Origin of the sequence: Synechococcus sp. MIT S9504 (assembly GCF_047497135.1) — a bacterium.
GTDB lineage: Bacteria > Cyanobacteriota > Cyanobacteriia > PCC-6307 > Cyanobiaceae > Synechococcus_C.
In genome coordinates this window covers 738183-754926 of the sequence record NZ_CP138942.1, presented here as the reverse complement: position 1 = coordinate 754926, position 16744 = coordinate 738183, and the positions used below count along the sequence as shown (strand labels likewise).

At 44.2% G+C, this 16744-nt stretch carries 19 protein-coding genes; 15 read left to right on the top strand and 4 right to left on the bottom strand.

The annotated features are described in order from the left end of the window. Positions 1–66: 66 nt before the first annotated feature. Positions 67–366: a hypothetical protein gene (locus SIB58_RS04350; protein ID WP_414494706.1), complete on the bottom strand. Its 300-nt coding sequence runs from the start codon at positions 364–366 to the stop codon at positions 67–69. Positions 367–502: 136 nt separating this feature from the next. Between SIB58_RS04350 and SIB58_RS04345 the strand changes: the two genes are divergently transcribed. Genes SIB58_RS04345 through SIB58_RS04335 form a run of 3 tightly spaced genes read left to right on the top strand, consistent with a single transcriptional unit; the run spans position 503 to position 1990 of the window. After that, positions 503–988 (top strand): hypothetical protein, encoded by a 486-nt coding sequence (locus SIB58_RS04345; RefSeq protein ID WP_067327578.1) that lies wholly within the window; start codon positions 503–505, stop codon positions 986–988. Beyond that, positions 972–1349 (top strand): Rho termination factor N-terminal domain-containing protein, encoded by a 378-nt coding sequence (locus SIB58_RS04340; RefSeq protein ID WP_067327575.1) that lies wholly within the window; start codon positions 972–974, stop codon positions 1347–1349. Before SIB58_RS04345 ends, SIB58_RS04340 begins: the two co-directional genes overlap by 17 nt. Next, positions 1346–1990, top strand: a complete 645-nt coding sequence (locus SIB58_RS04335; RefSeq protein WP_067327572.1) for an HD domain-containing protein — start codon at positions 1346–1348, stop codon at positions 1988–1990. The genes SIB58_RS04340 and SIB58_RS04335 overlap by 4 nt, the downstream gene beginning before the upstream one ends. Positions 1991–2139: 149 nt before the next feature. Here the strand turns inward: SIB58_RS04335 and SIB58_RS04330 are convergent, their stop codons facing one another. Next, positions 2140–2403 carry a hypothetical protein gene (locus SIB58_RS04330; RefSeq protein ID WP_067327569.1) on the bottom strand — a complete coding sequence of 88 codons (264 nt, stop codon included), beginning with the start codon at positions 2401–2403 and terminating at the stop codon, positions 2140–2142. Between the two features lie 10 nt (positions 2404–2413). Here SIB58_RS04330 and SIB58_RS04325 point away from each other — a divergent pair, with 10 nt between their 5' ends. Continuing rightward, entirely contained in the window at positions 2414–2662 is a 249-nt protein-coding gene (locus SIB58_RS04325) for a hypothetical protein (protein ID WP_067327566.1), read from the top strand. A gap of 201 nt (positions 2663–2863) precedes the next feature. On the opposite strand, the gene SIB58_RS04320 is transcribed toward SIB58_RS04325, so the two are convergent. Next, a complete protein-coding gene (locus SIB58_RS04320) occupies positions 2864–3001 on the bottom strand; it encodes a hypothetical protein (RefSeq protein ID WP_414494705.1) in 138 nt (45 codons plus the stop codon). A 284-nt stretch (positions 3002–3285) separates the two neighbouring features. On the opposite strand from SIB58_RS04320, the gene SIB58_RS04315 reads away from it, so the two are divergent. The 11 genes from SIB58_RS04315 (at position 3286) to SIB58_RS04265 (ending at position 13696) form a co-directional block, all read left to right on the top strand. Further along, entirely contained in the window at positions 3286–3828 is a 543-nt protein-coding gene (locus SIB58_RS04315; RefSeq protein ID WP_414494704.1) for a DUF3828 domain-containing protein, read from the top strand. Beyond that, positions 3825–4442, top strand: coding sequence for a gamma-glutamyltransferase (locus tag SIB58_RS04310; protein WP_414494703.1), 618 nt, complete (start codon positions 3825–3827; stop codon positions 4440–4442). Before SIB58_RS04315 ends, SIB58_RS04310 begins: the two co-directional genes overlap by 4 nt. Then, positions 4345–4590: a hypothetical protein gene (locus tag SIB58_RS04305; protein ID WP_414494895.1), complete on the top strand. Its 246-nt coding sequence runs from the start codon at positions 4345–4347 to the stop codon at positions 4588–4590. Before SIB58_RS04310 ends, SIB58_RS04305 begins: the two co-directional genes overlap by 98 nt. Then, the gene (locus tag SIB58_RS04300; RefSeq protein WP_082823461.1) at positions 4587–5126 is read left to right on the top strand and encodes a hypothetical protein; all 540 of its coding nucleotides are present in this window, start codon (positions 4587–4589) and stop codon (positions 5124–5126) included. The genes SIB58_RS04305 and SIB58_RS04300 overlap by 4 nt, the downstream gene beginning before the upstream one ends. Before the next feature lie 709 nt (positions 5127–5835). Then, positions 5836–6162, top strand: coding sequence for a hypothetical protein (locus tag SIB58_RS04295; protein ID WP_067327558.1), 327 nt, complete (start codon positions 5836–5838; stop codon positions 6160–6162). A 1280-nt stretch (positions 6163–7442) separates the two neighbouring features. Continuing rightward, a complete protein-coding gene (locus SIB58_RS04290) occupies positions 7443–8198 on the top strand; it encodes an SDR family NAD(P)-dependent oxidoreductase (protein ID WP_067327555.1) in 756 nt (251 codons plus the stop codon). Further along, positions 8170–9222 carry an LLM class flavin-dependent oxidoreductase gene (locus SIB58_RS04285; RefSeq protein WP_074162617.1) on the top strand — a complete coding sequence of 351 codons (1053 nt, stop codon included), beginning with the start codon at positions 8170–8172 and terminating at the stop codon, positions 9220–9222. The genes SIB58_RS04290 and SIB58_RS04285 overlap by 29 nt, the downstream gene beginning before the upstream one ends. Before the next feature lie 515 nt (positions 9223–9737). Continuing rightward, complete coding sequence (locus tag SIB58_RS04280; RefSeq protein ID WP_255359979.1) at positions 9738–10406, top strand: cytidylyltransferase domain-containing protein; 669 nt, start codon at positions 9738–9740, stop codon at positions 10404–10406. Beyond that, positions 10403–11383 carry a C-terminal binding protein gene (locus SIB58_RS04275; RefSeq protein ID WP_067327549.1) on the top strand — a complete coding sequence of 327 codons (981 nt, stop codon included), beginning with the start codon at positions 10403–10405 and terminating at the stop codon, positions 11381–11383. The genes SIB58_RS04280 and SIB58_RS04275 overlap by 4 nt, the downstream gene beginning before the upstream one ends. Positions 11384–11710: 327 nt before the next feature. Further along, complete coding sequence (locus SIB58_RS04270; protein WP_156486809.1) at positions 11711–13207, top strand: hypothetical protein; 1497 nt, start codon at positions 11711–11713, stop codon at positions 13205–13207. 252 nt (positions 13208–13459) lie between these two features. Next, complete coding sequence (locus SIB58_RS04265; protein ID WP_067327542.1) at positions 13460–13696, top strand: Nif11-like leader peptide family natural product precursor; 237 nt, start codon at positions 13460–13462, stop codon at positions 13694–13696. A 966-nt stretch (positions 13697–14662) separates the two neighbouring features. Here SIB58_RS04265 and SIB58_RS04260 read toward each other — a convergent pair. After that, positions 14663–16702: a tetratricopeptide repeat-containing sulfotransferase family protein gene (locus SIB58_RS04260; protein WP_197461217.1), complete on the bottom strand. Its 2040-nt coding sequence runs from the start codon at positions 16700–16702 to the stop codon at positions 14663–14665. Positions 16703–16744 lie beyond the last annotated feature (42 nt).

Sequence of the window (16744 nt, the reverse complement as noted above, 5' to 3'; positions counted from 1 at the left end):
GACGACGGGCCCGGAGGCAACAGCCAGACGGCCGGGCAAGTCGTCATACCTGATCTGGATCCAGTCTCAATCGAACTCGCCGGCCTCCACTTTCAGACGAATCTCTTTCAGCAGGCGGCGAATCACGTCCTCATCCAATGAACAGCCACCGCTGTGGCGATCACGGCGTGCCTCAAAGAACAGCGCACAGCGCAACTGTGTGAGCGTTGCCGCACCCCCTGAGTTGGCCAGATCCGCGCAGGCATCAAAGCCACCCATCTGTTCATAACCGTTGATGGTGTGCGCGAAGCGACTCCAGCCGCGCAGATCACCCTTCGGTGAGGGGATTTCCTCAAGGGTGAGTTCGTTGTTGGGGATGCAACTCATGGCCATGGCCTGCAGCAGAGATCAGCTGACGTGCTCATCAGATTCTTAGTTTTGCGGCGATCGCAAATCCCCCGATGGGGGGATCCACAAGACATTGCACTGATCCATCGTCAATCAGAGAACCTCTGGGAGACCGATGACAACCTCGTTGCCGCCTACAGGCAAATTTCCTGCAGAGCCAAGCCAACTCGAGAGGGAAGAGCTCGATGCCGTTTACCTCGAGCTGCGCAGGAGCTATCGCGGCCTGATGGTGAGCCGGGGCCAGTTCCGCGGCAGAGCCGAACGCAGTCAAGCAGCCATGCAGCAGCTGGAAACCAGGCTGAGAGAGATCGCCGCACGTGAAGCCTCCGTTCGCCGGGAGGCCTACGAAATGCTCGAGATCGTCACCCATGTGATCGGCGAGCTGGAGGATGCCGGAGACAACCTTGTGAACGAATTCGGGGCCTATCAGATGGGTCGCCGCTCGATGCAGGGAGCAGGCTTCATCGGTCGGTTGATCAAGTCTGTGATCCGATTCATCAATCGCTGGACCTCGACCAAGCAGCAACTGGAGGTGATGGTGGAGAAACAGCAGACCATGCAGGCAGCGCTGCAGGAGGGCACCGATGGGACAGATCGCTGAAGCCCTGCGGGCGAATCTCAAAGCCGTTGCCGAATCCGATGCCCGGGCGCTGCGCGATCTGGACCGCGAACTGAGGACGGCGTCGCTTCAGGGCGGAGCCTCACTGCCAGCTGCGTTACCAGGCCAGGCCAACATCAAGGCTCTGCTGGGCAGGGGCAGCTTCAGCTCGCAGACTGTGAGCACCCTGAAGCGCCTGTGCAAAGAGCACGGCATCAAGGGAGTTTCAAGGCTGCGCAAGGCCGAGCTGGTGGCGCGCCTGGAGGCGGAGGGCGTCAGCCCACCGCCAAGACCGCTGGAAAGTTTCAGCAAAAAGGAGCTGGTCTCCATGCTCAGAACACTGCTGGGGGAGGGTCTGACATGAGCATCACGCCCCGCTATGGAGACGCGCTGCAATGGACCGATGCACTGCACCGTGAGCAACGGCGCAAAGGCAAAGCCGTTCCCTACATCGCCCATCTGATCGCCGTCAGCTCCCTGGTCTGGGAAGACGGCGGCAATGAAGATCAGGCGATTGCAGCCCTGCTGCATGACGCCATCGAAGACGCCGGCCAGAGCCATGGCTCCATTGCCGAGCGGTTCGGAGCACCCGTGGCCGACATTGTGCGCGACTGCACGGACACCCCTGCTGAACTGGCAACAGGAGAGAAGGAACCCTGGCTGCTGCGCAAGACCCGCTATCTCGAGTCACTCGCCAATAAACCGGAGGCCTCTCTGCTGGTGACGGCGGCCGACAAAGCACACAACGCCGGCGACATGGTACTGGATGCCCAGCGTGATCCAGGGATGTGGAGCAAATTCAATACAGGGCTGGCGGGCAGCGCCTGGTACATGCTGCGCATGCATGAAGAGTTGAGTGATCGTCTCCCCCGGAGCCGATCGGTGCTGAAGCTCGGCGAAGCGGTGAACAGCATTCTCGAGAGCCCGACTTATCAGGCACTCATCCCCGACAGGCAGACCACAAAAGCCTGGACGCAGCACTACCCGGATCGCCACATGGGTTAACACTGTTGATCAATCCAGATCAACTGCTTGAACTTTCACGCGAATGGCACCTACGAGCTCCCGAATCAACTTCCAGTCAGTGGAGAGTCCTCCGCTCCAACGGTCACTGCGGATCTGTAAAAAGAGCAGACAACGCAGCTCACTGAGCGTCAGAGCGGAGTGATCAGCATCAAACCGTCTGATGGATCAGCACCATCCAGAAACGTGTAGCCGTTGAAGGTGTGTGCAAAGCGAATCAAGGCCTGGCGATCGCAATCAACCGCGGGAATGCGCTCAAGCTTCAGCTCATGATTGGAGATTTCACGCGCAGCCATGCCTTGCTCCGGTGAGCGGACGATCTGATGATGAGCATCGCGGATCGGCAGCGCGCCGAAATCCCCCTCGGATGGGGGAAGAAATCGCCGCCTGATCAATCAACGATGAATGGGCATCCGTGATTCCACTGATCTCATGTCTATTGCCATCGCACCTGATCCGATCCTGCTGCTGCAGATCATTGTCGCGGTCTTCATCGTGCTCACCCTCCCCGGCAAAGACTCAGAACCGTTGCAGCCTCAGCAAAAGCCATCGGAACCGGAGCCTTTCCTGCTCGGCAACGGAGTCGTTTATGTGGAACACGCCGGCATGACCATCGAGCATGAGCTCTATGAGCTGATTGCGCCCAGAAACTGAACTGAGAAAGCGCAGACACCAGGCTCTGCCTGGAGCAGCAAACCATCCACAGAGAAGAACGCGCAGGAGCAGTTGCCTGTTCTCCGTTCCGTTGCCATCAATGGAGCGTGGGAAGCGCTCTTGGTGGGGCGCCCACGTCATGAGGAAGGAGGCGGCCACTGCCGCCCCCCTCTTGATGCAATCAGCTGAAGCGTTCCAGCTTCAGGCAGCCTTGCTCTGCTCAGACTCTTCGGCTTCTGCTTCGGAGCGCAGGAAACGTTTGCGCTGAGCCGACTCGTAGCCGCTCAGTTCAACCTGTTTCTTCTCGATCACTTTGCGCTTGGGCCTGTCCAGCCCCATCAGCAGGGGATGAATTCCTCTTCGACTCATTGAACTTGTCCGTTTATTTGGATTCCGCGTCCTGGTCGGCATGACCATCCACGTCTGGAAATCATGCCGTCTCCCAATCAGCAATGCGGTGTGATTGGAGACAAATGCAACGAATCGGCGATCACTTTTGTGTGATTGATCTCCAGCGGCAAAACCTCGTTGAACTCACACCTTGGCCCACTCAACAACATCCACAGCTGTTTCAGCATCGAAGAGCGGCCTCGATCAGCCGCTCAGAACCCAGTCATGGTTGATTGTTCAGCCAGACTGATCCCAACCGCGCCGCAACGATGCTGACTCAGCTGGCCACCAGCCTGATCGCCATGGCGGTTCCGGTAACCACGGGCACCTGCCCTCAGGAAGTGATCGAACAGCTTGATGGGCTCTACCGCTGGCAGGTGCAGCGTATGGACAGCAACGAAGACCGGGTCAAAGCGCTCTCCAGCCAGCGCCAGCGTTTCACACCATCACTGTTCAGGTTGCTGATGGAGGCCAGACAGCTCACACCCTCACGCGATGGTCGCTTCCTCGATTTCGATGTGTTCAGCAACACCCAGGTTGCCACCTTCGGAGCCAAGGTCAGCGGCTGCAGTGCAGAGAAAGGAAACAGCATCGAGGCAAGGGTGGATGTGACGGTCGGTCTCACCGGCAGACCCAGCGGAACTCCCCGCCGGCTGCTGTATGAACTGAATCGCGATGGCAAGGGCAACTGGAGGATCAACAACATCACCTACCTCGATGGCAAGGTCTTTCAGCTGAGGCCGTTTCTGCAGGAGCTGTTGCAGCCAACGCCATGATCGCGACCCGCAGCACGTTTGCCCAACCTCTTTGCCTCCAGCGAATGCGCCGTTCCCTGCTTCTGGTCCTGGGTCTCTGCGGTTGGGCTGCCGTCGCTTCAGCAGCACCGGTCAGCCGCGACGACCCGGAATCATCCGACCCAGGCCGCAGGCCCATCTCCACAGCCGCTGGTTCTGCGGTCGTCGTCACCGCCAATCCGCTGGCCAGTTCAGCAGCCCTACGAGTTCTCAAAGAGGGTGGTACCGCAGCCGATGCTCTGGTCACAGCTCAGGCGGTGCTAGCAGTGGTTGAACCGCAGAGCTCCGGCCTCGCCGGTGGCGGCTTCCTTCTCTACTGGGATGCGCAGCAACAAAGCCTGGAGGTGCTGGATGGCCGCGAAGTCGCACTCGAACGCAGCCGGCCCGGTGACCTGCTGACGCCGTCCGGAACCCCCATGCCCTGGAGAGAAGCCACAGCACGGCTCGATGCGATCGGCGATCCGCCTGGCCAGCGATGGCTTCAGGCCCAGCCCGCGGCTGCTGCGCTCCATCAACCTGGCCCAGCGCATCGGAGTGAGTCACAGCAAAGCGTTTCAGGCGCTCTATCTGCCCGGCGGCAAACCACCGCAGGCTGATCAGCCCTTCCGCAATCCTGCGCTGGCCCGCACGCTGGTGGCCCTGGCGCGAGACGGGGGCCAGATTTTTATCGAGGCGCTTGAGCCAGGCCTGGTTGCGGCTACAAGCCAGGTCCTCCAGGATCAGGCGGATCGCCTGAAAGGATGAAACCATACAACTCAAGGGATCAGGCAGTCTCCTACTGGTTGATGCCATGCCCGCAGGGGCAACAACGTTTTGAAGACCTAACCCGCCGGGCCCTGAGCAGCCTGCATGGTTGCACTCTGGACACTCACATCACGCTATACAGCGATCATCTCGATGATGAGGAGTCATCGAAGGATCGTCTCGGACAGGTCGCCGAGAGCAGAAAACCAATCCTTCTTTATCCCAGCGCCATCGAGGCGGGTCCACTTTTCACCACAAGCCTCATCGTGCGCTTCGAGGCCAGCGGAGAGCTGAACTCATTGTTCAAACAGTTGTATGAGCTGTCCCCGCAACAGCTCGGCTACAGGCTGAATCCACACCTCAGCCTTCTTTACAGCACGGAAGCTGCACACTCCAGGCAAAACATGGCGGAAATGTTGACGCTACCTGCACCTGCTCTGTTCAACCGGGTGCGCGCTGTGGTGCATCCCTTGACAGTCCGTACTGCGGAAGACATCGCAGCCTTCACCACCCTGGGAGAGTTCACTCTTGCCTGAGAGTAATCACACGTTAAAAATCACACATCAAAGCAGCACTAGATCAACTTCAATGGCTGCATCACAACCATTAGCAAAACAAAGTCGATAACATTCGCCGAGATGAAACGAACCAGAGCGAGAGAAGATGTACTGCTCCTGAAAACTTAATACCGATATTTCAGGGAAGCTACAATAATCCCATCGAAATTTACAATTTTCGTGATGGATATGATTCTGTCATCTGCGAGCATGCCCTAAGGCCTGATCCTCAATGCAATCACTCTCAAAACATTGATCCAGCAAGGGATTAAAAAGAAAAGAGATAAACCGTGGAGAGAAACTTCTTTAACCAGAAACCGTTCATCATCTAGTCAGCAAATTAATCGACAATACCAACAAACAAACATTTGAAAAGGAACAAAACCACAACAGACAAGATCAAAGGGTTGAAAAATCTGCAAACAAACAATGAAAACCCACATTCATGACAAATTCTGCTCAAGCTGTTCTGCGCTTAAAGAAAGGAAAAACGATAAACTGGCCTTCTACATCGTCACAGCTGACTGTATTCATATCTCGTGACAGTAAAATCGAAGCTTCTCTCAAGCTGTGTCAACAAGCGTTACCTGATGAGATATCTGATCCAAGCCCGTATAAACAACATGCGAGCCTTGCTCGTGATGAACTTAATAAGCGCTAAAACGAGCTCATGCGGTCATCCAGCAGGATGGACAACAAAATCAAACACATAACACGAATCATTAAAAATTTACCAGACATAAATAAAGACACTCACGAACGACAAAGCAAAAGCAGAAAGCAATCGCGAACATTGAACATGATAGGAATCAACACAGAGTCTTCAATAAATTTAGCGAATCAGAAAACGTCAAGGAATCATATATATACAGGGAAAACGCGTCAGAACAATACCCGGAACAAAGATAGCGACGGACGTAATATGCAAAATCAAATACCAGCAAATCCAGCTATCAAGACTGAAAGCAGTGAAATCAATGAACTTTCGATCAAAGCAATTGACCTGACATCCTGATTGAAAAAACAAGACAAACTGCATTACCTAATCCGATTAAATATAAATGAAAACCAGATTAATTGTCAAAAATTGAACAAACAAATATCAGTAATCTTTTCATGAAACGAGGAAAATAGCAACAACTGATAGGGTGACTGTAAGGTGCAATACGGGAAAAGCCGCATCAGTTTACTTACGAAAGTCCTCCGCAAGAGTTGAAGTGCCAGAAAACAGCCTCAAGACAAGTGCAATGCAATAGAACTTGTAGTCAAACGAAGACTGATTGCATAACGACAAGAAACACTATCACAGTAATTGCAGAAGGTAATTACTAACAGATCGGCTACAGTAAAATTATCAGTTAATCCTGAGATAGCGCATCGGAGTGGGCGCATAGTCGTAAGAAAAAAGCATACTCGATGCAAGCTTTTTCAAGGAGAAAAAGCAAGGCTAAATATACAGCCGTAGGCATATTTCTCAAAGCAATGGTTGAAAGTAACCCAAAATTCTGTTGACTGAACTGGCAAAGGGAAATATCCAATAAAAAGGCAGAGCAAGTAATGCTCATGAAGGCAATGCGAAATTCCATCCACCATGACCAAGACCGTGAATTGCATCGCAAGAAATTGCGGAAGCTATAGACGCGATCTGCATTAGCAAATAAGTGGAGAAAATTTGGCGCTAATTTTCAGCAATAATGATTTGAAGACTTTGACAAAATGGATAATGAGGGATGATTGTCCTAAGAGCAAAACTGGCTGCGGTAACACTGGACACACAAGATCAGAAAGAAAAAGCCGGTGATTATGTATCGTTAGGCGAATTATCCAACCTACGCAGAAACTCAATTATGCGCAATCCAAAAAACCATTATTCATGAAACCATCGGTAAGTATTGAATGGTTGGTGATGAATAATTTACACAATATTTGAACAACACGAATAGACCAACGCTAAGATCAAGTAAAGGAAAGTCCGAAAAGTAGACTCTGCATCAACAGCTATGGCCATGATTGAAGTGACTAAAAACAGAGACAAAGCTCGTCGAGGATATCGGATGACACTACTGGTTGATCAAATCGCCAGACGTGCAAATTGTAAATTCGAAAGTGACGCAAATAAGAAATTCAATTCAAAACCAGGGTTAAGCTTGACTAGCTAACAAAATAAGAGATTTGGATGAGAAGGCAGATTTTTAGGATCAGTCATTGATTCGCAAAGAAATTTCTAGTCACAAACTTTCAACATCCTCGATCCAGGAAAAAAAGTCATTAGGGTGGAGGATATGGTTTAACGCAATGTCGGTTTTACTAACTGGAGGCATGAGAGGGATTGGAAAATCAATACTAGAAAGATTAATCGCAGAAGACAAAGAAATTGTAACAACATATTGCACGGAAATAGATGCGTATTACTTAGACGATCTAGCCGCCGATTTGAGAGAATTGCCAGACAACGTAGAAGCCTTGGATATCAACTTCTTAGAGCCCGATGATGTGAATAAATTGATTGAAAATATTAAGCAAAGAGAATCACCCTTCACAGAATTTGTCAACAATGCTGGAATCTGCGAATTCGAAAATTACCTGGAAATTTCAGATAAATCCTTGGACAAAACATTTAACATTAATTTTAAAGCACCATTCTTAATTTCTCAGGCAGTCTGCAGCACTTTAATTAAACATAAAATGCCTGGAAGTCTTTGCTTTATTTCATCAATAAGTGCAGACACAGCAGGTGAATATCAGTCGCACTATTGTGCGACCAAAGGAGCACTTGATCAATTAATGAGATGCATCGCCTACAGCATGGGTAAATATGGTATCCGTAGTAATTCCGTACAGCCTGGAACTGTACTGACCGATATCAATTTCGCAGATTTTCAAACACATCCACAAAAGCTGGAAGATTTTATTGCACGTACACCAATGAGAAAATTAGCAACTGGCGAAGATGTTGCGAATGCTGTGCATTACTTAATCAGTGGGCAATCATCTGGAATAACAGGAATAACTTTAAGAGTCGATGGCGGTTTTATGGCGGGAATACAATAGAAATATGGAATATGGAATATGTCTGCCTATTTTTGCAAATCCAGGTAAAATTCAATTTAGGACGCCGGGCTTACTTAGTATTTCATGGGAAACTATAACTAATTATTCGTTATTTGCAGATGAAAATAATTTTTCATCTGTATATATTGCTGACCATCTGATGCTCGGCAAACACAATGAGATATATGATTGTCTGACAACGATGGCAGCAATTGCACAAGCAACTAAGACTATTAAAATCTATCCAATTCATCTTTGTACCGGTTTTGGCAATAAATTACACCTGGTTAAAAAACTACTAACAATTGATGCGATTTCAAATGGAAGGCTTGGTTTATTTTTTGATTATGGATGGAGAGAACTAGAATTCAATCAATTTGGATATGAGTTTAATAGTATAGACAAACGGATTGAACAGATGGTGAGGGTCCTAGAGTGCGTTGGGACTTATTTTAATAACCCAAGAATTACCAAAATTACTACCAATCAAAAACAAAGGTTCCCTGATTTAGGCTTTCATAGCCCACGATCATCTTCGGATATATGGCTTGGTGAGGCTGACGAGCCTAAAATGCTGGAGGCTATTGCAACATATGGCAACGGGTTTAATTCAATGCCTTGTTCGGTATCAACGCTCAAACAAAAGGTTACCTCGATAGCTAGATATGCGGAGAAAAAAAATAATTCAAAACTTTTGCATAATATCAGTCTAGAAACTCAACTTTTAATACGAGAAACAGATGAAGAATGCAAAGTGGAAATCGACCGTTTAATATCACTCGAAAAATACAATAAAGCAAACGACAAAGACATTATCAAGCAGCTTAAAAAAGTTGATAAATCCTATAAAGATCTGCCAACATACGAAGAACTTCAACGCAACTATTTAATTGGGACACCGAAGTTTGTGGATGAAAGAATTAAGCAATTTAAAAAAATTGGAATTAATCATATAATGCTTTGGCCCCTTGATGCTCCGAAGTTTAATAGTCTTGAATTATTCAAATCCTATTTTTTAAATTAAATGGATCAACCTAATCATTTGTTTTACGAAAAGGGATTTCTGAAAGGAAAGGTTAGTGATGAATTGATGAATGGTCCCATGCGTGGATGGATTTGTGGACATTTCTACGATTTAACTGATTCTAGACACAGAAATGATATAGAAATTTGCATTAAAGTTATCAAGCCAGGCTTTGCGGAGAAGACTCATTATCATCTTTGCTCATTTGAATTTATCTACATTATTAGCGGTTGCATAGAATATATTATCAATGGAGAATGTATAAAATTGATGTCCGATGAATATTACTTTCTGAGACCGTGTACAGATGAAAATATTCTCAATGTGATAACAGAAACAAAAATTTTGTGTGTGCGGACTCCAAGCATACCCAACAATAAAATATTTTCATAGAGTGGCAATCATATAATCAAACGACGTGGATTGCTAAGCTTCGGAGGAGTATAAAGAACACATGTGAATATCTGATAAGCCTCGAAGACCAACTAGAATATAATTTGACTTTGTATTATTTAATGAGTGATATTTGCATTATCCCAGCAAGAGCTGGTTCTCAACGCGTGAAAGATAAGAATTTCAGGAAGTTTTCTAAAAACGGTTGCTCCTTGCTTGATACGAAGATAAAACATGCAAAAGCATGTTTTGATAGCAACTCAATTATTGTAAGTAGTGATTCAAAGTTAGCCAAAGAAGCTGCGAAAAGGTATGGCGTATGTTTTCATGAGAGAAGTATTCATTACTCAAATTCAGTAACATCCTGGCCATCTGTCATCATTAATATATTGAGCGACCTCTCAATATCAAAAGATTCGACCGTAACCTGGGCTTTACCAACATCACCATTTTTTAAAGACTATAAAGCATGTCTTCATAAATTTCATTCTTGTTATACCAATCAAACACACGATAGTCTTGTAGCAGTATACAAACATCAGACTTTTTTCCTTAATGAATATGGCTCTCCTGAAAATTTCTCACCAGGCCATTGGCATCCCTATTCACAACAATTAAAACCAAAGTATGAAATTTGTGGTGCATGTTTTATCGCAAAGATGTCAGATATGATCAAATGGAATTACTGGTATGGAACTAAACCGTATTTATTTCAAGTCACAAAATGTCAGTCGATCGATATTGATACACAAGATGATTTTAATTTTGCCAAGTCAATTGAATCACTATGAAAATATTAATACCTGATCATCTCTATCCAGACTGCAAAATTGAATATGAGAATGTTGAAGATGGAGATAAAATTGTAGCGTATAGCTCGAAGTGTGACTTTGAAGAAATCTCAAATGAAGTACTAAATACTGCTGATGCAATACTTGCATGGGACAAATATATCTATAACAAAGAGATACTTGACCAACTAAAAAATTGCAAGATTATCGTGCGTATCGGAGCTGGGGTCGATAATTTTGATCTAGAATACGCGAAACATTTAAACATAAAAATCTGTAATACGCCATCATATGGAATTGACGAGGTCACAGAACATGCAATGGCAATGGCATTCGCATTATCAAGAAGATTGATGTATTTTCATAAGACAGTATCAGAAGGAAATTGGCTAAGAACTGCTTTGAATATCAATCGTATTAGAGGCAAAACATTTGGTGTTGTAGGTTGTGGAAAAATTGGATCAGCCTTTGCGATACGAATGCGCTCAATGGGTTGCAAAGTCATTTTTTACGATCCATATGTTGACAGTCGGGTAAGTAAAATAACATCATGTGAGCAAGTAAATTCATTAGTAGATTTGATTAACATTTCTGATGTGATTTCGATCCACACACCTTTATCACCAACCACGAAAAATTTAATCAACAAAGATCATCTATCAGAATTTAAGAAAGGATCTATCATCATAAATACTGCAAGAGGTGGAATTGTGAACGAACAAATGCTAGCGATTGGATTAAAGCAAAATCTATTTTCGGGTGTTGGTTTAGATGTTTTGTCAACTGAACCACTTTCACGAGAAAACCCGCTCATAGAAATTCTTCATAGTGAAGATATAGAAGTAAAGTCCAAGCTATTAATCACGCCGCATGTTGCTTACTATTCAAAGCAGTCAGTTGAAGAGCTACGAACAACCTCAACCAAAACAGCGAGTCTATTTATTCACCAAGGCGTTTTACTAAACTGTGTTAATTAAGCTAAGAAGCAAGATCATTTACTCAATAAGAAAAAAACACCAGTCATAAAATTTTCAGAAATTATCACTCCATCAAGTGTTTTTGCAATAGTTTTATTGAAAATGATTGTTAATTCTTGCAATTATCAAGTATGGTTTAAAAAATAATTAGAAGATAATCTAAAATGCAATCTTGCAAAATTAGTGTAATCGTATTCGATGAGCTTATTATTAATTTGAATTTAGGATAAAATGAATGAAAGTGATCTGAATTGTATTTGGAAGAAAAATGGAAATCAAGAGAATATTACAGCTGTCTAATAGTATAATTTAGTTTTTATATCCTCCTTGGGCTCATCTAGTGATATTATTAGGCCACTTACAAAAAATGACGAAAAAAATGCATATTTGTGTCTAAATAAAATTGCTCGATTGTATAGTGGCGAATTACTCGAATGCTTTAAAGGATCAATTATAGTTGGAAATCTGGATCAAGTCAGCAATGATATTGAAAAGCCACTATCTACACGAAGCTTATTCGCTTTAGTGTTTGAACTCTCGGGGGCGATTTATGCTTGCATGTGTAATCGAAACGAAATATATATTATTAATGTATCAAATAAAACTATTTGCAAGCTAAGCAATAATCAATGCAATGCAAACTTCAGCTGTTTTTCACAAAATATTCTTAAATCGGCAGAGCAATGTATCAACCTGATAAGTGTAATTTCATCGAATCGAGAGAGGTTTGCAAGATATCAAGGAAAAAAATTACTGATCGGGTCAAGTAGTCGACCATACGATAGCATTTCTATGCTTAAGCTTGCTTTTGAGTTTAAATTAGAAATTGACATTTCAATAATTGCGTTTATCGGTAATGATATCTTGTCCAAAGGTCCTTACAGTAACGTCAAGCTAGATGATCGTTTGTTCATATCTCCTGGCTTACTTCTAGAATTATTTACGCACCATTCCCCGAAACCAAAACCAAATATAAATAAGTACGACGAATTTATTTCATTCCAGAAATTATATCAATCGATCAGATCCAATGAAATTACTTACGAATACAACCTAGCCCTCAATAAATGTGAATCACTGATGAACAAGCTTCTTGGTGAAGAGCAATCAGGTAAAATCTTAGATTTCTTAACTAGGTATATTCAAAATTCAACCAACAAACCATTCGATAATGAGAGTGAAAGATGTTTCCATCTTGCTTTGGATTATGCATTTGAGAGCAGAAAAAATATTGAACAGAACAAGATTATATTAGCGATCAAGAAATTACTAGAAGATCAATTAATGACAAACTCAAAATTAATTATTTATGTTGATGGATATACGTCAATGTATGAAAATTGTGATAATTACTCTTCGATATTCTTTGAGGAGTATTTTAACTTTATCAAAGAGATTCAGTCCAAGTGCAAAAGTTTCATCGAAGGTTTTTCACTCATCATCATACCTGTCATACCGCTGAATTTAATTGACAAATACTCAATCTATTCACAGTGCGCAGATTTTTTCATTGGGCAGTTCGGTACATTTTCAGTGTTTTTGAGTAAGGTTTGTGATGTTAAAGGTTTCAGCACAGGTCCCTCGCCGTTGGAGCTGTTGAGTGTATATTCAAAGCCAAGTAACTGTCAATACATGGCCGATTCGAGCATCTGCTTAACATCTTATGCAAGTAGTGAATTTAAAAATCACCCTGTTCCGTCATTTTTCAATGCCGACAACCATAATAAATTTAATTATAAGGTTGATCATTATGAGCATATAGTTTTTGATATATTAAATGAAGCCATAAAAAAAAGTTTCGCAAACCCTAGAGTCCCTAAGTAAGATTTCCAATTATACGAATTTGTGAGAGATGGATTCACTTATTAATTTTTCGGTCGTCAAAACAATCATATTGATTAATTTTGATTATAAGAGATTTGTAAATCCTGTTTGCATTTCATTCAAGCTTGCAAATGAATAAAAACCGGTATGTAATTGCAAACATTGCCTGCAAATTAGTTCTTAAATCATTACAAATAATACATGCCGTCTGTTCTCCGTGGCTAAGATATCAAAGAACAGCGTTTTTTATCAATGTCTCAGGAACAATTGAATGCCTTTGCATCTGCGATGAAAGCTGATAGTAGCTTGCAGAGTCAGGTTTCATCAGCATCAACTCCTGATGCCGTCATTGAAATTGCTAAGAAAGCTGGTTATTCACTCAGCTTGGATGATTTAAAGCAGCTTTCATCACTTTCGGAAGATGAACTAGCAAGCATTTCGGGTGGCTCATTTGCCTCTTACGGTCATGATTTGAATAAGCCTCTTTGATAACAACATTATGCACAATAAGCTATTCGTTTCTGGATAGATACATTCAACCCAGCTACGCTGGGTTTTTTACTGTATTATTATGCTCATTAAATTATCTGTGTCAGTGATGCCTATATACGAACAGTGCCTCACGCCATCACTGCTGTCAATATGACAAGGTCCGATCTTGATCGGACTTGGTGATTCAAACCAATGTTTCGGACAGCGGTTCGATTTCAATCAGCTTCATTCCCCGTTCTCCGGACTGCAACGATTTCGAAGGGGGGCATGAGAAGGGTGACTGAATCCTGCTCAGTGAAAAGAAACCCATAACTGCGAACAACATCGTTCGTTTCTTCCGTCACGCTGCCCCTGTTGCTACCTGACCCTTTATGGGTAAGAGGTTAGTCAGCCTTATCACCCAAATGACTCATGGGGCCTGGAGGGCCCTGTAAAGCATTCTCAACAAAGAGATGCCAATTTGGCGCAGAGCACTGGGAATCGCTTTATGGCAAATCTGAACGCAAACTCTTCGGACACGTCCTTGTTGCTCCATCAAGGCGCGGGCCAATCCTGGCCACTGCCCAGAGGCTTTCCGATTAGCCCGAAACTCCGGAGCATCCGATCAATCTGACCATCGGAGAGAGGACTTTCCGTACAGCTGAACTTGCCAACATCTGCAGACGCATCAACCATGGCTCAGTAACTCCAAGCCTGAACAAACGATTGGCTCAAGGTCTCCATACAGGACCTCAGCCATTGGCTTCTGATTGTAGTCCGAAGTTTTCTAAGCCGCTCCTTGCCGGCCTCCCAAGACAAACGCCTCTGGCCGTTGTCGCAGCCACAGCCACCGCGTAATCGGCAAACTCGCCAATCAAAGCAAAATCGCTAATAACTCGTATTTAAAAAGTTATGGCGTGACTTCTGCATAAACAATCAAAAATCAGAATATAAAAAGCTTCGTGAGATGAATTCCATGCCACTTTAGCTATATCCCCATTGCTTAATCCATGGATTAAGCAATGGGAGATGCTCTTCAAAATGTCTTTCGTAATTTCTCCACTTTCCTATTGATGTCTTATAGAGCGGCTGTGAAACTTGTGTTGCTGACGGCGTATTAATGGCTCCTCTTTTCAGTGCTGTTTTTCTATAGTTTTTTATTGATTCATTCCACTCAATGCCTAGGAAACTTAATATCTTAGCCATCGACCCATCGAAATCTATTATCAAATCCTCGTACTTTGTTGTGCAGTGATCAAAAGGGAAGCTTTCACAATACTTGTTCCATGCGGTCATAACTTTGCTGTAGAAAGTAATTGATCCTGCTAGAGAAGTGAAATTTGCCATTGAAGAATTAGGCTTAAATGTTTGTTGAAAGCAAGACAATACTGAGTCGCAAGGATGCCTAATTGCAAGAATCACCTTTGCATTGGGGAATAGAACATTAATCAAAGGAATCTTCACGATATTTAGAGGAAGTTTATCGATGATTATTTTTCCTGGGTCTCTGACGTGGGAATATAATCTTTTAAAGTATTCCAGCCTAAGTCTGTCTAGATGCATCTTCTGTAGATCAGCAAAGTCTTCTATTTTTTTTCCGAACTTTTTTATTGCCATCTGTTCGGCAACGTCAAGTTGAACTTTCTCTTCTACAACCTCTACTAAGGGGTGACTCCTCAACACTGTATCCAAAAGCGTAGTTCCTGATCGAGGAAAGCCCACTAAAAACACTGGGCTATGGATCGGATCAGGGCCAACTGCCGTAATGGGTTTTATTTTTTCTGCCAAGGTTGTGTAGGACTTAATGCTGACCCAGGAACTTGCAGGAGTTATATTCCTGTAGCTTTCGACTTTTTGTGCAAGCATAAAATGATTGAAAGCTTGTTCATATAAACCAAGCTTTTCTTCCGCCAAGCCTCTAAAGAAATAATATTTGATTGATGAAAAAGTGTTAAAAAGGCTTTTTACGTCGATCGCTTCAAGAGCCTCCAAACTAGATCTGTATTCTTTTTCATGAAACAATGATCTTGCATTATAAATAGAAGATGCAGAATTATCACTCCCAAGCAATTTGTTGACGCTTTCTATAGCTTGATTAAGCTCTTCTTTCTGATTGGTTGAATCGTAATACTCAAAACCTTGAATTGCAATGGGCAATGTTAGCTTTTTGGAGTCAAAGCTTCTCTTAATTGCTTTATTAGCCTCTTTAAAGTTACCAAGTTCTTTAAAGATCCCACTCATGTTCAAGTGTGCATCGGGGTTATCAGGATTGAGCTCAAGGGACTTCAGCGTTGCTGCAAGGGATTGATTGAGCTGACCAAGATCTTTATAGATCATGCCCAGGCTCACGTGGGCATCGGGGTTATCAGGCTTGAGCTCGAGAGACTTCAGGATTGCTGCAAGGGCTTGATCGAGCTGACCAAGATCTTTGTAGATCACGCCCAGGCTCATGTGGGCATAGGGGTTATCAGGCTTGAGCTCTAGAGACTTCAGAATTACTGCAAGGGCTTGATCGAGCTGACCAAGATCCTTGTAGATTACGCCCAGATTGATATAATATAGGGAGCATGATTGATCTAAATTACTAGCTTTTTTGACTAATTTTTCTGCTTCTTCTAGGTTCCCCTGTCGCTGAGCGATCAGACCGAGGTTATTGACTGCTGGTGCGTAATTTTGGTCGATTGATAAAGCAGCCTTATAAAGCCTTATCGCTTCAGCGTCGTTTTGGAGAGCATTGAAAATATTGCCAATATCTTTAATGGTTTCTGGATCGCTCCCATCGAGTTGATGAGCTTTTACTAAGCATTGCTGTGCTTTTTCGAATTGCCCCAACGCGAGTAAGGACTTGCCTGAGTATTTATAGGCATAGGCCTCATCTGGATTGACCTGCAAGGCATTTTGGCAAGCCTGTAGACATTCCTGATGACAACCTCCTGCTGAGAGTTCTTGGATTGTGACCAAATTTGTCATCAAGTCAATCATCGTATTAACAGGATTGTACTGATTTTTTGAGCTGTCATCCAACGAGGCGGAACATCTCTCAGACATTTTTCGCGTCCTGGTGAT

What these genes read in the sequence shown, in the direction of transcription:
- SIB58_RS04335 (WP_067327572.1), top strand. Translation starts at nt 1,346, where the DNA reads ATGAGCATCACGCCCCGCTATGGAGACGCGCTGCAATGGACCGATGCA.
- SIB58_RS04300 (WP_082823461.1), top strand. Translation starts at nt 4,587, where the DNA reads ATGAAACCATACAACTCAAGGGATCAGGCAGTCTCCTACTGGTTGATG.
- SIB58_RS04325 (WP_067327566.1), top strand. Translation starts at nt 2,414, where the DNA reads ATGGGCATCCGTGATTCCACTGATCTCATGTCTATTGCCATCGCACCT.
- SIB58_RS04310 (WP_414494703.1), top strand. Translation starts at nt 3,825, where the DNA reads ATGATCGCGACCCGCAGCACGTTTGCCCAACCTCTTTGCCTCCAGCGA.
- SIB58_RS04340 (WP_067327575.1), top strand. Translation starts at nt 972, where the DNA reads ATGGGACAGATCGCTGAAGCCCTGCGGGCGAATCTCAAAGCCGTTGCC.
- SIB58_RS04275 (WP_067327549.1), top strand. Translation starts at nt 10,403, where the DNA reads ATGAAAATATTAATACCTGATCATCTCTATCCAGACTGCAAAATTGAA.
- SIB58_RS04285 (WP_074162617.1), top strand. Translation starts at nt 8,170, where the DNA reads ATGGCGGTTTTATGGCGGGAATACAATAGAAATATGGAATATGGAATA.
- SIB58_RS04290 (WP_067327555.1), top strand. Translation starts at nt 7,443, where the DNA reads ATGTCGGTTTTACTAACTGGAGGCATGAGAGGGATTGGAAAATCAATA.
- SIB58_RS04345 (WP_067327578.1), top strand. Translation starts at nt 503, where the DNA reads ATGACAACCTCGTTGCCGCCTACAGGCAAATTTCCTGCAGAGCCAAGC.
- SIB58_RS04350 (WP_414494706.1), bottom strand. Translation starts at nt 366, where the DNA reads ATGAGTTGCATCCCCAACAACGAACTCACCCTTGAGGAAATCCCCTCA.
- SIB58_RS04280 (WP_255359979.1), top strand. Translation starts at nt 9,738, where the DNA reads ATGAGTGATATTTGCATTATCCCAGCAAGAGCTGGTTCTCAACGCGTG.
- SIB58_RS04295 (WP_067327558.1), top strand. Translation starts at nt 5,836, where the DNA reads ATGGACAACAAAATCAAACACATAACACGAATCATTAAAAATTTACCA.
- SIB58_RS04320 (WP_414494705.1), bottom strand. Translation starts at nt 3,001, where the DNA reads ATGGGGCTGGACAGGCCCAAGCGCAAAGTGATCGAGAAGAAACAGGTT.
- SIB58_RS04265 (WP_067327542.1), top strand. Translation starts at nt 13,460, where the DNA reads ATGTCTCAGGAACAATTGAATGCCTTTGCATCTGCGATGAAAGCTGAT.